This window comes from Gottschalkiaceae bacterium SANA (assembly GCA_036323355.1).
Classification (GTDB): domain Bacteria; phylum Bacillota; class Clostridia; order Tissierellales; family GPF-1; genus GPF-1.
Map to the genome: position 1 here is coordinate 2282749 of AP028876.1, position 18345 is coordinate 2301093.

General features: G+C 42.4%; 14 protein-coding genes. 4 read left to right on the forward strand and 10 right to left on the reverse strand.

Annotation, left to right across the window (positions count from 1 at the left end; translation table 11 throughout):
* Positions 1-23: 23 nt before the first annotated feature.
* Positions 24-920, reverse strand: a complete 897-nt coding sequence (locus AC25CA_RS10910; protein ID WP_486813853.1) for a LysR family transcriptional regulator — start codon at positions 918-920, stop codon at positions 24-26.
* Positions 921-1101: 181 nt separating this feature from the next.
* Here AC25CA_RS10910 and AC25CA_RS10915 point away from each other — a divergent pair, with 181 nt between their 5' ends.
* From AC25CA_RS10915 to AC25CA_RS10930, 4 genes are all read left to right on the forward strand, one after another.
* Positions 1102-1596, forward strand: a complete 495-nt coding sequence (locus AC25CA_RS10915) for a hypothetical protein (protein ID WP_486813854.1) — start codon at positions 1102-1104, stop codon at positions 1594-1596.
* 96 nt (positions 1597-1692) lie between these two features.
* Positions 1693-3096: an MBOAT family O-acyltransferase gene (locus AC25CA_RS10920; RefSeq protein ID WP_486813855.1), complete on the forward strand. Its 1404-nt coding sequence runs from the start codon at positions 1693-1695 to the stop codon at positions 3094-3096.
* Positions 3097-3230: 134 nt separating this feature from the next.
* Positions 3231-4199, forward strand: coding sequence for a hypothetical protein (locus AC25CA_RS10925; protein ID WP_486813856.1), 969 nt, complete (start codon positions 3231-3233; stop codon positions 4197-4199).
* Between the two features lie 118 nt (positions 4200-4317).
* The gene (locus tag AC25CA_RS10930) at positions 4318-5103 is read left to right on the forward strand and encodes a helix-turn-helix transcriptional regulator (protein ID WP_486813857.1); all 786 of its coding nucleotides are present in this window, start codon (positions 4318-4320) and stop codon (positions 5101-5103) included.
* A gap of 51 nt (positions 5104-5154) precedes the next feature.
* On the opposite strand, the gene AC25CA_RS10935 is transcribed toward AC25CA_RS10930, so the two are convergent.
* The 9 genes from AC25CA_RS10935 to AC25CA_RS10975 form a co-directional block, all read right to left on the reverse strand.
* On the reverse strand, positions 5155-6723 hold the full coding sequence (locus AC25CA_RS10935) for a xylulokinase (protein WP_486813858.1): 1569 nt from the start codon (positions 6721-6723) through the stop codon (positions 5155-5157).
* 39 nt (positions 6724-6762) lie between these two features.
* Positions 6763-7401 carry a hypothetical protein gene (locus AC25CA_RS10940; RefSeq protein WP_486813859.1) on the reverse strand — a complete coding sequence of 213 codons (639 nt, stop codon included), beginning with the start codon at positions 7399-7401 and terminating at the stop codon, positions 6763-6765.
* A 20-nt stretch (positions 7402-7421) separates the two neighbouring features.
* A complete protein-coding gene (locus AC25CA_RS10945; protein ID WP_486813860.1) occupies positions 7422-8114 on the reverse strand; it encodes an SDR family NAD(P)-dependent oxidoreductase in 693 nt (230 codons plus the stop codon).
* 12 nt (positions 8115-8126) lie between these two features.
* On the reverse strand, positions 8127-8912 hold the full coding sequence (locus tag AC25CA_RS10950) for an SDR family NAD(P)-dependent oxidoreductase (protein WP_486813861.1): 786 nt from the start codon (positions 8910-8912) through the stop codon (positions 8127-8129).
* 18 nt (positions 8913-8930) lie between these two features.
* Positions 8931-9965, reverse strand: a complete 1035-nt coding sequence (locus AC25CA_RS10955; RefSeq protein ID WP_486813862.1) for a DUF7973 family transport facilitator — start codon at positions 9963-9965, stop codon at positions 8931-8933.
* A gap of 282 nt (positions 9966-10247) precedes the next feature.
* Positions 10248-13328 (reverse strand): glycoside hydrolase family 31 protein, encoded by a 3081-nt coding sequence (locus AC25CA_RS10960; protein ID WP_486813863.1) that lies wholly within the window; start codon positions 13326-13328, stop codon positions 10248-10250.
* 9 nt (positions 13329-13337) lie between these two features.
* The gene (locus AC25CA_RS10965; protein ID WP_486813864.1) at positions 13338-15158 is read right to left on the reverse strand and encodes a glycoside hydrolase family 15 protein; all 1821 of its coding nucleotides are present in this window, start codon (positions 15156-15158) and stop codon (positions 13338-13340) included.
* On the reverse strand, positions 15155-16948 hold the full coding sequence (locus AC25CA_RS10970; protein WP_486813865.1) for a glycoside hydrolase family 125 protein: 1794 nt from the start codon (positions 16946-16948) through the stop codon (positions 15155-15157). The genes AC25CA_RS10965 and AC25CA_RS10970 overlap by 4 nt, the downstream gene beginning before the upstream one ends.
* An 81-nt stretch (positions 16949-17029) precedes the next feature.
* The gene (locus AC25CA_RS10975; RefSeq protein ID WP_486813866.1) at positions 17030-18340 is read right to left on the reverse strand and encodes an ABC transporter substrate-binding protein; all 1311 of its coding nucleotides are present in this window, start codon (positions 18338-18340) and stop codon (positions 17030-17032) included.
* Positions 18341-18345 lie beyond the last annotated feature (5 nt).

The window sequence follows — 18345 nt, forward strand, 5'->3', positions numbered from 1 at the left end:
AAAAATGATGATTTGTTATCTATCTATAACGAATTCTTATACTCTTTCTTGCAGTATGCAATGAAATCCTGAATGAAGGCAATTCGATCATCCAAATAAATAAACCGATACTCTCTAAAAATCTGCATTCCAGAAAGCGAAACTTCACAGAGCGTTTCCGACTTGAGTGAGTCCGCAATAGCATCGCGTGAAATTACGGTAACACCAAGATTTGATTCCACCAAAGAAACCAAAGCATGAATATTGCCGATCTCCATATGCACATTCGCATCTTCTATTGCATAACCAGCTTCTGCTATCGCCTTCTCGAACACAAGCCGAGTACCCGAACCTTGTTCTCGCAAAATCAAGGGCTCCACCATCAGTTGTTCAAGAGAAACCTCCTCCTTCTTGCTTGCAAAGGGATGCTCGGGCGAAACGGCAACCACCAATTCATCCTTTCTATATAAGGCAGAAGTGAACCGTTCTTGAGGAAACGGACCTTCGACCATTCCAAGAATCAAATCCCCTCGAATCATCTGTTCAATCACCGTCTCTGTATTATCCACGCTTAGTTGGATATCAATTTGGGGATGCGACAGCTTATGTTTGCCCAAAATTTTCGGTAGCACATAACCACCAATAGTCATCGTCGCGCCCACCCGATAGACTCGGTTCCGCTCTTGAATCGTTTGCATTTTTACCGCTAGCGATTGCTGTAAACGATTCATCTCAGTGGCATATACCAAAAGTAGCTCCCCTTCCTCCGATAATTTCATATTCTTGCGCCGATCGTTAAAAAGAGATACCCTATATTGGCTTTCTAAGGCCTTAATATGTTGTGAAACAGCAGGCTGAGTAATATGCAAAAGCTCTGCTGCCTTTGAAAAATTCATGGTTTGTGCAACACATAAAAATGTATGCAATTTATCATCGATCACTTGTTTGTCCTCATTTCTTGGTCTAAAACAGTATTTTTTTAAGTATACCACTAGAAGACGTTTCATTCTCGTAACGGTACTTACACAATGAAAAAATAGTCAGACTTTGAAACTTTTCCTTTTTGCATCCGTCTCTACCAAGAGAACAAAACATAGACACATAAAAGGAGAAAAGAAGAAAATGAAAAAAGTTTTATTATTAGTTGTAGCAGGTTTAATGATTTTTAGCTTAGCGGGATGCCAAACACAAGCAGTGGATGAAGTAACACCTCCTCTTGTAGAAGAACCAAAGATCTCCGGTACCCTCGAAGAAATTGTAGAAAACATTTATGGTGGAACAGAGCTTGAACTTCCCCAAACCATGATTACCGAATTGAATGAAGAAAATGAAGCATACTTCTTAGGCAACACAGATGTAAATTATGTAAAGGCTATCGCTTCTGAACCCATGATGTCATCGGTCGCGCATTCTCTTGTTCTTCTTCAAGTCGAAGAGGGCGCCGATATTGAAAGCTTGAAAACCACGATTAAGGAAAATGTCGATCCACGAAAATGGATTTGCGTGGGTGTAGAAGACGATGAAGTCATTGTTGATCATGTTGGCGATATTGTCGTATTGATTATGAGCCATGATGCTGAAACACTACACGAAAGCTTTAAAGCACTAGCAGAATAAGGGTAATCATACAAAGCGATGATTCCTCATACTGGTTTTAAGTATGAAAGGGACTTCATCGCTTTTGTAGATTCGCTAAGAAAGTGAAGGACCTCTATGTTATTTTCAAGCATTAGTTTTATCTATTATTTTTTGCCAATTGTATTTTCACTCTATTTTTTGGTTCCCGCAAAATATAAGAATCTAGTTCTGCTGCTGAGCAGTCTGGCCTTCTATTTCTTTGGCGAGCCCAGATACACCATCATTTTAATTTTTTCAACCATCGTAGACTATACCCACAGCCTGATTATCGATAAAAACAGAGGAAGGCCCGCCGCAAAATTAGCATTGATTTCATCCATCATTATCAATTTATCCATTCTAGGTTTCTTTAAATACTCGGACTTTTTTATTGGAAATATCAATGCGCTTTTTTCAACAGATTTTGCCTTGTTACAATTGCCGCTTCCACTGGGCATCAGCTTTTTTACCTTCCAAACCATGAGTTACACCATCGATGTCTATCGAAATGAAGCGGGTATTCAAAAAAATCCTCTTGGATTAGCAACCTATATTACGCTCTTCCCGCAATTGGTCGCCGGCCCCATCGTACGATACCGCACCATCGCTGAAGAAATTAATGAAAGAACCCATTCCTTCGATCTCTTTGCTTATGGTGTCAGACGATTTGTCATTGGTTTGGCAAAGAAGGTCCTTATTGCCAATCAATTGGGCCAACTCTATCAAATCTCCGTATCCGCCCAATCATCCTCTGTCCTCTTCTATTGGATGGCTGCCATTGCCTTCTCCTTGCAAATCTATTTTGATTTTTCTGGCTACAGCGATATGGCAATTGGTTTGGGACGAATCTTTGGCTTCCATTTCCTAGAGAACTTTAATTATCCTTATATTTCAAAAAGCATTTCGGAATTCTGGCGTCGCTGGCACATCTCTTTGGGCACTTGGTTCAAAGACTACTTGTACATCCCCTTGGGTGGCAATCGAGGTTCAAATCTCAGCTGGTTCAGAAATATTATTATTGTATGGTTTTTAACCGGTTTTTGGCATGGAGCCAATTGGAATTTTATCATTTGGGGACTGTATTTTGGCCTCATACTCATACTTGAAAAACTCTTTCTAAATCAAGTACTGGTCAAGCTCCCTCATTGGCTTCGCCACGTCTATGTCTGTTTGATCGTTGTGATCAGTTTTGTAATCTTCAATAACGAAGATTTGGCTGTGATCACGCTTTCGCTGAAAGGCATGTTCGGGCAACTTTCGATTCCAATTTTCAATGCTGAATCGATCTATTTTTTAAGAAGCTATGCCGTCATTCTTGGAATCTCGATCATTGGCGCGACTCCATTTGCGCGTGATCTGATTCGTCGGGGACTTCAAAGCAAAACAAGCGAAAAAATTATCAACGGATTAGAACCCGTATTGCTCTTGTCTCTACTCTTATTGGTCACAGGGTACTTGGTGGATTCATCCTTTAATCCATTCTTGTATTTTAGGTTTTAATGATGAAAAATAAAATTATAGTATTCTCATTTATGATTCTTTTATTCTCCATTGCCATACTCAACGTGCTTACCCCACCCACGATGGTTTCTTTAGCTGAACGCAGAGAACTCCATCAATTTGAAGATCTCAAAATGAAAAAACTTCTCACGGGTGACTTTTTAGGGGACTTTGATGAAGCAGCTCTGGATCAGTTTATTTTGCGCGATCAGTTTCGAAGACTAAAAGCACGCGTTGAAAATACAATCCTTCACAAAAACGATAACAACGACATTGTGGTGCGCGGAGATGATGCCTTTAAACTCGAGTATCCCTTAAACGAGGAAAGTGTGGTCCGTTTTTCATCCTATATCAACACCCTCACAGACATGTATCTGGAGGACTGCCAGGTATATTTCGCCATGATCCCAGACAAGAATTACTATGTTCAATCAAGCTCCGACTTTCTCTCCATGGATTATCAGAAATTGGAAGCGCTTCTACATGATTCCATTAAAGGCATGACCCTTATTGATCTAAAAGATGCCTTGAGCCTTACGGATTACTACCACACAGATCCTCACTGGAAACAAGAAAACCTGGATGGAGTCTTGGAACGATTACGCCAAGAAATGGAATTGGAGACCGACTTTTCAAGTATTGCAACCACTGTCAAACGCTTCGCGCCCTTCTATGGTGCCTATTATGGACAGTCCGCCTTGAATCTTGCACCAGACACCATTGAGTACCGTGTGACCAAGGCTAGCTTAAATGCCATTGTAAAGAATGTTGAGTATACGGGTGACCCGGATCAAGCCCCAGGTGTCTACGACGAACAAAAACTTGGCCAATTGGATTCTTATGATGTTTTTCTCTCGGGCAGCACACCACTAGTCACCATAGAAAACCCAGATAGCAAAACGGATAAGGAATTGATCATTTTCCGAGACTCTTTCGCCAGCAGCCTTGCTCCCTTGCTAATCGAGGAGTATCAAAAAATCACGCTCATCGATTTGCGTTATGTCAGCCGCGAACTCATTGGCGACTTTGTCGACTTCGAGGGAAGCGACGTCTTTTTCCTTTACAGCACCCTTATCATCAACCATAGTGATATATTAAAATAACTCAGCAAAATAATCGTATACTTCCTTGTATGCTTTTCTTTCAAACTTTGATAAAATATAGATGTGAGTATGTTTAGACTTATGTATTCAAAGAGAAGTGGATTGCAGAGGAGCTTTTATGATTGAATTTATACCCATTCAAAAAGATATTCTTGCGGCATGGGATGCAAGCATACATGATGCCTTAAGCCCATACATTAAGGAGCCCCTGGTTCAAATGAATCAGGCTGATCTCGAAACAATTCTTGAACATGAAGAAGAACTGATCTCCATTTTCAATGAATGTACTTATGAATTATTCAGTTTGAAATGCTGTCACAGTTACATGTTTATGCTCTTTGATAAAAAACTCAATCTAATTTCCAGCGCAAACTATACAGACGAGAAAAAAATACTGGATGACAAATCCCTGATCGTCGGTGCTTCTTTTACGGCAAGCAGTGTTGGTGTCAATGCGGTCAACTTAGCCGCTGAAAAAGATCTTCCCGTCTATTTGGATGCCCATCAGCATTTTTGCGTCTTCTTAAGAGATTTCTATTCTAGTGCGATTCCCCTTAAAATGTCTGGTGAATCCATCGGCTTTCTTAAAATTATGACCACCGACAAAGAGTCTATTAATGAGTTGAGATTTTTATTGGATCTTCTTTCCAATGCCATGATGTACAAACTGCATTTATTCCAGTGTAGAAAACATAAAAATATGTTGAGTAAGCTTCAACTGCGCATCTTATCACTCTTGGCCAATGGGAAAACAGAAGCGGAAATTGCTAAAGATTTGAATTATTCCATTCAGACCATCAAGTACCACAAACATGAGATCTACAGCAAGTTCAATGTGAAAAACACGCCAGATGCGATTACAAAACTTTACAAGTACAATGACAGCAAATGCAGTTTTAAATAAGTATAATGTAAAACAACCCCACGAACTAAATCGTGGGGTTGTTTTCTTTGACTATTTTGTATATTGATCAACAAATTGACTTCGCTTTGCATAGAAGGGATAAATTTCTTCATAAGTTTCTCTATAAATCTTATAAAGATCTTGATACTCACCAGTCGTTTTCTTATTCGGCAAGAATTCTTTGTCAATGGCAATCTTGTTTGTCGCCTCTTCATAGTTGTCCCATATACCAACACCAACACCACCAATAATGGCTGCACCCAAAGCGGTCGATTGCTGTGGTGAAGTCAAGCGACTAAACTTCATCCCATTTACATCTGCATAGGTCTGCATCCAAAGATCATTTTGTACGCCACCGCCAATGGCACGAATTGTATCTAAGTTATAAATACCAAAGCCCAATTCTTCATACAGATCATATAGCCAGTGCATGTTAAAGCAAACACCCTCATAGATTGCCCGGAGCATATGACCCCTTGTATGGGCAATATCCAAGCCAACAAAACTACCTCTCGCATTCATATCAAAATGAGGGGCTCCACCACCGCGAAGGTATGGATAAAACAACAAGCCGTCAGCTCCTGGCGCTACTCGCATGGTATCTTCTGTCATTTTTTTATAAACGCTGGCCTCGTATTCCGAGGAACCCTCGCTCTGATCTGCGGTGTAGAAACCATCTTTAAACCAGTCTTGAGCAATACCACCAGCTGCTGTAATCATAACCAGGTTATAACCACCCGTTGGCTGCATGGTGTTGCAGTTCATTTTGTATCGCGGATCAAGAGATGGCTCATCAGCAAAAACGGCTGACCAGTTAGCAGAACCTATACAGGTATATCCCATACCTGGCTTGATAACACCGGCACCAATATTTGCACAAATTACATCACCAGAACCCAGTGTAACCGGCGTTCCCTCTGCAACACCATAGACTGCTGCCGCTTCTTTCGATACGGTTCCAATCACGTCGTCAGAGTTTAAAATATCAGGAATTTTGTCCATATCGACTTCCGCTGCATCAAAGATTCGCTTGGACAGTCGTTTCTCGGCACAGTTCATCATGCCGTTCATAGACATGTCACCATACTCGGTTGCCATCACCCCTGTTAATCGATGAGAAATAACCTCTTTGTATTGGAGGAACTTATATGTATTTTCATAGATATCCGGCATATTGTCTTTGTACCACATGATTTTACAAATTGGTGCTAATTCTGGTTGCCAACCCACACCTGTAATTTTGTAATACTCATCATTGCCGCCAAGCTTCTCCATCAGTCGTTTGGCTTGCTCGCCTTGACGCATATCGCACCAAATACCGACTTCATCCAACAACACCTTTCCGCCTTGATCAACCGGAATCATGGTCATCATTTGATTACTAAAGGAAATAACTGCAATATCCTTTGGATCAATACCACTTTTCTTAATGACTTCCTTCATGCAATGAATAACAACTTCATTTACTTCTGAAATTTTTTGACTTGACCAGTTTGGTTTTGGATAATACGTTTCATAGGTTTCACTAACAGAAGACACATTATTCAAATTTTCATCCAACAACAAGGCCTTGTTCCCAGTGGTTCCCATATCATTGACTAATATATATCTTTTTCCCATGAAGTTCTCCTTTCAAATCCTGGCTAGTTATGGAAAAACTTATTGATTGGCTCTCCATTCATCAATCCAACTCGTTAAGCTTTTCAAGAAATATTTGCGTGCGTCTTCAATACCATCCGGCATCATATTAGTGAATTCGATTTTTTTGAGATGCCCTTCATCTCCGCAATCCCAAACCTTATGGGTACCGACAAAGCACAATGGCATATCTGATTTTCCATCCCAATTTTCAACAACATGAAATCCCAAAGCCTTTAGCGGAGCATCGATCGTTACATCCAACTGCACCCATTTGTCATCAACATAAATCTTTACGTAATTGTGAAAGTCAACGATCTCATTGTTCTCAAATAGTTTCATTAAATGATCGGGAAGCTCTACAACATTGTATTCGTCATCCGGATACCAGGTTAAATCCTTCCATCTCTGCAAGCAGATCATGTCCTTAGTTGCTACACCAATTTCATTGAACAGCTCTTTGATCAAGAAATTCTTACCTGAACAAGTTCCTTTGTTAGCCTGATAAACTTTGTAGGGATCACGTGAACCAATGGACCCAAAAGGAATGTCTCTCACCTTTTCATAAAGTGCAACAATCTGCTTGTCTTTAGAAAGCGTATTGATCTTCCATTCCTTCAAAATCTCTTTTCTCTGTTCTTTTGTTAATGTCATTGCCATTTTTCTCTCTCCTTAAACTGCTAATACACACGATATGTTTCTCCGCATGAGTACTCGCCAATGCCCGTTAGCCATAAGTTCATTGCCCACTCAATGTGGCCCCATTTTTCCTTATAATCTTCACCCAAAGCAATTCCATTAACAGCGTATCCTTTTGGAATAATGCTTCGTGCTATGGAAGTCATCATACCTGTAACTCCGCTTGCACAAGCAGCCTCAACAATACTTCCTTCTGCAATCAATTGCCCTTCCCCTTCTCCTTCGCCCGTATAGCCACGTGCGCTATTGAAAAAGACAATTTTCCTTTTTTTATCATCGTCAAATCGGGCTACAATCGTCTTTAGCAATAAGAAGTAGTTTAAACCCCAGTCTTGCAGAACTTCTTCCCACTTCAAACAAGACTCATCTTGGTTTTTCATCTCTTGTCGAAGTTGGTCCAAATAATAATTGCACACGATATAGTCAATATCGCCCATTTCAGTGATGATTTGATCCACTACATTTTCCATTGATACTTGATTTCCAGAATCTATGCATTGATAGCTAGGACCAAACATTTCTTCCAAAGCCTTGCTCTTATGAGTTTCCAAATCAATGATCCCCATATGAATACCTGTTTCTGTGCAAAAATCGATGACTTTGGATCCAATAAAATCATTTCCCCCAAGCATTAGACATCGCTTGTCCTTATGATCAGAAAAATATGCGTCCATTCATTTCACCCCCTATCGTAAGTATGTAATTCCGCCATCTGACAATAGCGAAACTCCTGTGATATCAGGATTTTCTGTCACGGCAAAATAGGCAAATAGTTTTGCAATTTCAGCAGGGTTTGTCATTCGACCCGTCAAGGATTTCGCATGCATTTTTCGAAGTCCTTCATCCACGTCGATACCCTTGCTGGCAATCACCCTTCGAATCATTGGGGTTTCTGTATGCCTTAAAGCCAAAGCAAAGGTTTTAATATGATCCGCCTTGTACTTATAAGCCAAATGCTTAGACAATCCCACAAATCCAGCCTTTCCGGCTAAATACGGTGCTGGAATTCCAGAAGAGGAAAGGGGTGCAGCGGTAAATAAAATACGTCCCCATTTTTGTTGGCGCATATGTGGCAATGATAAAAGGGTTAAATGCACAGCTGCCGACAAATCGATAGCAATCGTTAACTTGAATCCCTCAACCTCCATTTCCGGAAAACTTTGTTTACCGGCAGGACCCTTGATTGCTGCATTATTAATTAAAATGTCAACGCCGTGACCTTGCTTATGAATTTGATCCATCATATTCATAATCTCTTCTTTTTTTGACAAGTCGCATTGAACTGGTGTCGGTCGAATTCCACCAACTTCCGCATAAATCTGATCTGCAATTTCCTGGGTATTTGCAATATCACACATATACACATGTGAGCCCAGTTGTGCAAATTCCTGACAAATTTTTTGTCCAATTCCGCCACCTGCTCCAGTTACCAAAGTTACTCGATTCTGAAGAGGTCGATATTTTTTTTCCATCTGTTTGCTCCTTTGTTCTTACTTGGCGACAGCTTTTGCTTCTGCTTTTGCTTCGCTTTCCGTCGCTTTTTCCAATCGCCCCCAGCTGTATACAGAATAAATAACAGCTGCTGCAACAATCACACTCGGTGTGATCATTGGATCTACTTCATAGAAATTCAATGCCGGCAAGATCCCCAACATCAAGAGTGAGGTAACGGCTACTGAACAAGCTGGCGGATCGATATGTGTTTTCCCATAGACCAGCCAAAGTCGTGCGAAAAATTCACCCGCAAATGCACCAATAATCGCTCCGGCAAATCCCCAAAAAAGATTACCGCCACTGGCAAATACCGCATATCCAGCACCAATAGCAATATGATGGGTTACGGGAACGGGCAGACCTACATAGAATAAAGCAAGAGGGACTGCACAGATCAAGAACATCAGCGGTGCTGCCAGACCAGCAATCGATGTAGCCAACAACATCTTGACCGTATAAGCTGATAAACCACCGATCCCAAGAGCAAGTGTTAACAACATTGGTGGTGTCGCCATATAGGGAACCCAGTTATTCTTTGCAAAAATACTATAACGGCCCCCAAGTTTTTGGTCTTCTTCGTCAACTTTTCCAAATAATCCGCTATTGTCAAATAGCAATTTAGCAAGTACCGATGTAATCACGATAGAAGCGGCAATTGTATCAATTTTCCCAGGTAGTGCCATTCCAACCAAGGCATTCGTCACATAACCCATTGCTCCAAATAATCCACCGACAATCAAAACATCAGGCTTTTTCATATTCATCATTGGCAATGTGATATCACGACCAGATTCGATGTAACCCCGTTTCTGCGCATAGGACAAGGCTGCAACAGCACCAGCAAATGCCACATGCGGGCCAAACCAAATCCCAAAAGCAAAAGTTCCTAAGATGTCAACTTGCGCACCAGCCGCTACAGCAGCAACACCGACGATTCCAAAAATTCCACAAAATACAAAGGTCATGAGTGGTCCAATTGCTGAAGCAAAAATACCGGCAAAAAATGCAAAAATTAATGTTGTAAAATCCATACTTGTCTCCTTCTCTTATTTTATTGACGTCTCCGCCTACTTTTATTATAGGCATATGCCAAAAACTATGCTATAAACAAAAAAACAAAAAGAACAAACACTTGTATAATCTTTGTCCTTTTGTTTAAGTACTGATTGCCGTATTTTCAAGAGATTATGCCCACAAGATAACGTTTTCAACGCATATAGATCATTTACTGGATATTCTGTTTATACGAAAGTCTAAAGAATCAAAAAAAGAGAGTAAAACTTAAAATCTAAGTCTTACTCCCTCTCCAAACTTTATTTTGCTGTATCTTTTTCCCCAATCACAATATGCACAAGGTTATCAAATTGATCTGTGTTTGATGGCATTGGATCTCCCAATACACCCGATTGAGGCATATTCACTGCCAGCACCGTGTTTTCTTTGACAAAGACCGGAATCTGCTCCAATGGAACCTCAACATCGATCCAAGTTTCCCCTTGGAACCATCGCTCTTCAAAAAGTTCAAACCAACGCCCTTTCGGTAGGTAAACAGAACGGCTCCGTGCACCTTCCTCAACAATTGGCGCCACCAGCATGCTTCTTCCAAAAAGGTACTCATCCCATATCTCATGGGTCTGTTTATCCCCTTGGTAATCAAGCACCAGAGGCCTCATCAAGGGTTGACCTGACTCAACTGCATACTTTGCCTCTTGTTCGATATATGGCAACAAACTCATGCGCAGGTTCGCGAAATAACGATATACCGAGATCGCACGCTCATCGCCAGACCGCTCTGCAATATTCCATGGTGTTCGATCTTGATTCAACTCAGCCTTACTCTCGGCATGATATTGCATAATTGGACAAAAGGCAGCCATCTGCGTGGACCGAATAAACAATTCCGCTGTCGGCACTTCTCCGCTGAATCCACCCAAATCCCATCCCCAGAAAATCACTCCAGAAAGTCCTGCAGAAAGCCCTGCCAGAAGACTCCTTCTAAAAGCGCCAAAAGTAGAACGCTCATCTCCTGCCCAATGGGCTGGGAATCGCTGAGCACCGGTGTATCCGGCACGTGAGAAGGTGATTCCTTTGTTTTGCTGGGCAAATCGATAATAAGATTCCACATACTCATTGGGATAAGCGTTCCGCATTTGTCGTCCGGTTCGTCCGTCGGCGAATTCCAAATCATAGCCAAAAACGAACTCTCCACCGTCGGTTTTAAAACCATCAACACACAAATCATCAATCAAATACTGCCGCTGATCGAACCACCATTTGTTTGCCTTTTCATGGCTAAAGTCCATCAACAAACTATCTTTAAACCACCCTTCTGGCATCCGATACGGACTGCCATCTGGATTCTTCACCGCAAAACCTTGTTTGATAAAATAGGCTTCATCCATGATTTTTTGTCGATGTTGAAGGCTCGTAATCTGCTTGATAACCGGAATTTGCCATAAAATACATTTCAAATCATTTTCATGGAGATATTCTACCATTCCCTTTGGATCTGGCCAACGACCCCATTCCGGAAAAGAAAAGTCATCATATTGAAGAATACCCCCCTCTGGTTTTTCTTCATAAACCGCATCGTTGAAAATGTAAAAAGTAGCTTCATCACTCCATGCTTCAATCACCAAAACGGTAGACGGAATGCCATGTTTTTTCGTCAATTCCACCTGTTTGCGTACTTCCGCCTCACTGTCCCAATTGTTACTAGACATCCACGGTCCCAATGCCCAAGTCGGCACCATCTCGGCTGGTCCATTCATTTGATTAATTCTTCTTACTTGCTCCTGAATCGAACCCGTCACTAAAAGGCCTTCCATGACGTCTGCTTCTACACCCAAGCGCAGGGTATTCTCTGACTGACTTCCGCAATCTATCCATGAGTAATAATCAGTCTTGATCTGCATGCCGTATCCACCAGTTGTATAGAATAGCGGCATTGGAATATAGGTACGCAATCCCTGCCCCTTGTATTGGTTATAGACATACTGGTCAACAAACTCGCCACGTTGATTCAGCGCGTTATATCGCTCGCCCAAGCCATAAATCTTCTCATCCTTCAACTCAAGCGCAAGTTCCGCCCCTACCAATTGACCATCAACTAGGTGTAGGCACACTCCACCGTCTTCTGCTGACCGCATCCGCTCTTCTCCGTTTTCATAGAGAACAAAGGAAAAGGGACTCGCTGTCACTTCAAGGGTATATTTCTCGCAGATGTCTTTCCAATTTCCTGGCAAACTGTTCGTTTTACTTTTAATTATATCCGCCTTTTCAATTGACCATGCTAACCCGTCACTACTTAAATTGGCAATAAATCGTATGCCGTCGCCTTCGTAGGCCGTATTGATGCCATCAAGAACGATGGCTTCTAGGTTTTTCAACCACCGCTTCTCCCCGATCTGAACACGGAATACTTTTGTTTTCACTTCCGGATGCTTTTCAAATGACAAGAAATAATCACAATTCTGATCCGCCGCCTGCGGCGAAACTTCAAATTGCCAACCACCCTCTACGAGTGTTCCAGCAAGTACTTTTCCGTTCCAATTCAAAACAAGAGGGTCTAACTGATCCAAGGGAACTGCCGCCGCTTGAATAACAATTGTCTCCCCCGCCATCGGTTGAAGGGGCTTTCGCTCTTCGAAACAAGCTTCATACCGATTGCCGTTGCCGGCTGGTCGATGCAAAATAAAGCGTGTTTCCAATTGCCCCAAGGCTTCCAATTTCATCGAAAGCAAGGGATACAAGGCCTCTTCCTTTGATGAAGCAAAGAGCAAATCCCGCGCCCTTTGAAAGCTCCCCTGCTCCACATAATACCAAGATAAGAGCAAACGCTCCTCATCGGAGACCATGTTCTCTTCTATTTTCTGAGCCAACACTTTCACCGCTGCCACCAAGACAAGATCTTCCGGTTCAAACAATCCAAAAGGGACGCATGCCAATAACGTATCGAAGCGAACTTCTTTCTTTCGGGTATCGGAAGCAAGGGTTACACCAGAGATTAAATGTTGAAAGACAAAGGCCCGCATCTCTCGAATTTTTTTTCGAATATCATCGCGTTTTAAAAACAAATTGACGTTTCGCAAGCTCCCATAAAACAAGCCAAGACTTGAGGTATGATGGCTACTGCTTTCATCGTAACAAACGGCACGAATGGGTTCCATGGCACCCATTACCAGCCGATCCACCATCTTCCCGATCTTTTCCTCTTTCAAGAAATTTGCATCCATGGTGCCACTTGCCAGCAAACCTGCCAAATACACGGTTAGTCCATCGTCCACTAAATCCTGATCCGATCGACTCATCCGCTTTTCAATTATTTGACTAAGCGCGCTCCAGTTTTTGTTGGCAGCAAATTGATAACCTCGATATAAATCGTCCATTTTCATTTCAAGCTCCTACGTATTTTTAATATGACAGGTTGACACATATTCCGCACACGCCCAAATCAAAGGGTTGATATAACACTGATTCTCATCATCACCATTAATCGCTTCCGGCATTAAACCGTAATCGTTGCCGTGATCGCTGATCCATTCAAGCTTTCGAATATAGGTATTCTCATCACCAACAAGATGCGCGTACTGGGCGCAGGCCCCGGTGTTGAAAATCCAAGGACCATGGTGATACTCCTGCTCACTGTAACCAATCCCATCTTCATAAAAGGCCGCATGATCAATCAGATGCTGATGGGTCAAGCGCATATTTTCAGTATCTTCAAAGCCATAAAGCAGGCCGAAATACTGGGGCGTATCATACTTTTTAACCAATTCGTTATGGTAGGATACATACCCATATTGATAACCTTCGCCCTCTAGGTAGGTTGATTCCACACCCCTAAGAATTTCGGCATTCAAGTCTTTTAATTGCTTGCAAAAATCCGGATCCTCGATCATCTTCAAGGCTGCCTTCACTCCACCATAGATAAACATATTAGACGAGGTAATAAATGCCGGTCCGAAAACGCCCTCGTTGACGCCCCCTTCTGGCCCTACCATGCCATTCTTTTTCTCACAGGTCAACAATGCGGTCAGCAAGCTTTTCAACTCCTGCTCAGCCATCAGCTGCCTGCCAGTCATGGTCTTATAGACCCACAGGTTATGGGCGAAGTATCCAATCGAATCCAATTGATGAAAGACATTGTTGTTTGCCCCTTCCGATGGATTCCCCTCTCCATTATATCGCTGATAAAACTCACCACTGGATTTTCTCTTCCGATTCTTCAAATAACAAATAATCTCTTTTGCTTCCTTCAAATGACCCGCCGATAAAAAGGCACGCGCAACCATCATCGAATCCCTGGCATAATAACTCGGCATGCCATCGGAATAATAATGCCCGGTCAAATCGGCCGGAACAAATCCACCAATCATTGCACTTTTAATGGCAATCCGATTGACCCTTTCCTGTTCTTGATGCCGAGGATCCTGCAGGGTATTGCCTTGTTGAATAAATGTATCCCAATAGGTCTGCGCCTTGTTTTTCAATCGGCTAGCTTGGCTTATATTTGTTTCCAGTGCTTCTATCGTTCGTTCAAACTGCATCTTCCACTCAAAAGAAACTGATCCCATCGCAGGCAAGGTCACTTTTTTTCCCAATAAGATCCCTGTTAAAGAATCATCACGCGGTTCTATCGTCGCATCATGTCCTTCATCGTACAAAAGAGCGCTTGTTAGACGATAAATAAATCCGGTTGGTCCTTCTTCCACAATCGTAATTAAATCACAATCTTCTGCACGCACTTCAATAGCACTATGCGCACCAGCAGCAATGACTCGGCTCTCTTTTTTCTCTACTTTCATCTTCGCCTGGGGCCGTAGCAAGACATAGGCATACACTTCAATTTCCCGACTTTTATTTTGTTGATCTGTAATATCACATTGAAAACCCAAACTACTTTGGCCAAATCCAAATCCACGATCAGTCTTTGTCAACCCGTCCATTTCAAACCGATCTGTAAAGCAGAATCCCTCTTCGGTTTTGCTCTCTACCGGCTTAATATGAACCGGATGCCCAGCTTTACGCTCCAGGCGGTTTCCATAATAAATGCGATCGCCATCCTTGATTAAAGTGACCGCACTATGAACCAAATCCAGATCAAACCCATCGTAGAAAAGATGCCGTACACCGGTTCCCTTGCCATCAATGATTCCTTCATTGACACCATACATCCCCGCCAATTTTTCACAGCCTATTATTCCTAATCCTGGATATCTCATTTGCCATCTTCCCTTCCTGCTACAGCTAACGCGTGAACCAAAAATCCCGCGCAGGTCGCAAAGTGCGCACCGGTCGCCCACTCGCCAGTTTCTTCATCAATGCTTTCGCATGCGATGGTATTATCCATGTCTGTCCGCGACAACATCTCTAGGGCTTCTACTTTTCGCCCGTTTAACAAGCTATTGCAGATACTCAAAATCCATGGATGATCCGCATGAGAACAGCCCAGTTCTTGGAAAGATGAGTCGCTGAAGTAATGGTTAAAAGCAGATGAATACAGTCTCGCCTTGGTATTTTGAACCACTTCATTTTCCGCTTCTACAAATCCATAATAAGAAAACATCGTCAAAGATCCTGGCGGCTCATCATAGAAATCACTCTGCCCTTCCAAATCCGTACTCCAACAGAAGACCTTTTTCCCATCAAGTTCAATCACCATATGTGACCAAATCGCCTGCTTCACCCCATCAGCCAAGGCACCAGCTTCTCTTTCCCGGTTCCCTAGCTTCTCGTCGATTTTTCCAAAGATTCGCAAGGCTTTCCATACCAGAACATTGTTGTAAGTCAAATACGGGTACACACGCATATCATCAGTCGGCATGAGGAAGGTTCCAAATAGATCCACACTCTCATGCTTCCAACTCATCATGCGATTCCAAATGACTTGCAATCCTTTTTTCACCATCGGTTCCGATATAAATGACCAGTCACCAGTAGCCTCTAGGTATTGATTCAATGCCAACAGCGGCGCACAAAGCTCGTCCATTTCAAAGCCGGGTTCTAAGACAACTCCGTCGATATACCGACTATGTACACCAATATTCTTGATCTGACGGGTAAAGACATATTCCAAGGCTTCCTTGGCCGTTTCTGGTTCAGTCAACAACAAAGCAGGAAAGCTCCAAATCAAACTGTCCCGGTCCCAATAGGCCGCACTTACATAATACCGAGGACTTCTTGATGTGCAAAGAATCCGTTCCTCTGTATCCAAGGTTTTCCCTGTTGCATAAAAGTAATTGAAAAATTGATTCACATTTAAAATTCGGTTCATATGGTCCTCATACAAATTCAGAACTCTTTCGTTCAGCCAATTTTTCAATTGCTGAACAAGCACGTCTCCCGTTTCCCTCTGCATATGAATGGCCTGGGTCACTGCGCCCACTTCTTCAAGCCCAATGCCCATAAAAAGATCCACTCTACCTGTCGAACCCAATTTTTCTGACTTCCACTCCACCTTTTTTTCAAGAGAGAAGACCGATTCTTCCTCATTCCACTCCTGCTGATCAAAGCCTCCCTCCGTTAAAAAACCAAAGGAAAACATCGTCACTCCCGTTCGAAAATCAAAGACCAAGCCTTGATTCCATAGGCTGTGATAAACTTGGCGGTTTCCTTGAACAGGCTTGCTTTCATTGATACTGTGGAGGACTTGACCAAAGTTACCATTGACTTTAATCAACACTTCAGGCCTCTCGCCGTCTGTTTCCACTTCAATCCGAAGAAAAAATCCCTTGCTATGTTGAGGCGCAACATATTTTCCACAAATGCGTACGCCGTTGCTTTCGATTGTAAAGGTTGGAATCCAGTATGATTCCCATTCCCAAATTAAATGATCCATGGGGACGACTTCCCCATTTACGGTAAGAATCGGCACTAAAAACGGATCGCCCGTGAGTTCGATCACACCTCGGTCCCTCATCGATAAATAATTGATACTTTCAATGGCACCATTCTCTGCAATGGTTGGCAAAGCGATATATTCATTTCCTGTTGGATAATATCGTTTCTTCATGATTTTCTCCTAATTTTTCTGTCGGTTCACCCTGTAAAAGGGGAACGCGGGGTTGCGCACATGCAACCCCACATTCTGAAACTATTGAATCAATTGCTCCAATGCAACTTTCGCATCTTGCAAGGCTTGCTCTGGTGTTTTTTGTCCCAATTTTGCTTGTTCCAGTTCTTGACCCACGATATCAGTCAATTCATTCCAGCTTTCAATTACTGGAGGAACCACCAAGGTATTCAATGCTTCAAATACAACTTCTCTGCTTTCTGGTGGGCTTTGCTCCAAGTATGCCGCCAATATAGTTTCATCTGTTAACGCCGGTAATTCCCAGCTGGATGCAACGCGAATCTCAGCCGATTCTTGGCTTGACGTATAGAATTTCACCCATTCCCATGCTGCTTCAGGATTCTTCGTATTTTTAGAAATCGCAACTCCGTTTGAGAAGAAGTGATGGGCTTTTTGCGTGTTTCCTGGTTCTAGTGCAATGTCCCAATTGAAATCCGCATCCGCAAATGATCCAAACATCCAAATCCCGGATCGAAGCATGGCAATCTTACCGGCTTTAAACATATCGCCATCAGATTGACCGCTCATTTTCGCATCGTTCGGTGTTACATTGTATTTGTTGATCTTGTCGATCATCCATGTTAATGTCTCTACATTTTCTTTTGAATCAATCAAGACTTCTGTTTTGTCTTCGTTGAAGATCTTTCCACCATTTTGCTCGATAGTTTTGTAGAATTCCCAGAACTGAATCGGAGCAAATGTACCCCAAACACCCGCATCGGCATCGGTTAATTTTTGTGCCGCCGCTAGCTCATCTTGCCATGTCCATGATGCATCCGGATAGGCAAGGCCTGCTGCGTCAAAAAGATCTTTGTTGTAAAACATCACGACGTTCGAGAAGCTTTCCACCAAACCATATTGTTTTCCGTTTAATTGGAAGGCATTCAAGGCGGTCTCATTAAAGACAGAAGGATCAAATGCTGTATCCTTTGCCATCAATGCATCCATGTCATATAGAGCATTCTTAGACGCGTAGGTCACAAAGTTTTCATAGTTTAACTCAAAAGTGTCCGCTTCTGTTTTTGATGCGACTTGAGTCTGTAGTTTTGTAAAATAATCATCCCAGCCTACTGTTTCGTAGTCCACTTTGATCCCTGGGTTTTCCATTTCAAAGGCTGCAATCATCGCTTCTAAATCTGCAATATGATCCGGTGCTGCTGAAAAGGTCATATACTTCACTGTTACGGGTTCAGCTGCCGGTTCTTCGGTCGTTGCCGGTTCTTCGCTTGCTGCTGGTTGATCTGCCGCAGCTGGTGCTTCCGTTGACGCACAACCACTAAGTACAGAAACTACAAGAATTAAAACTAATGCAAAACTGGTCCACTTCTTCATTCTTT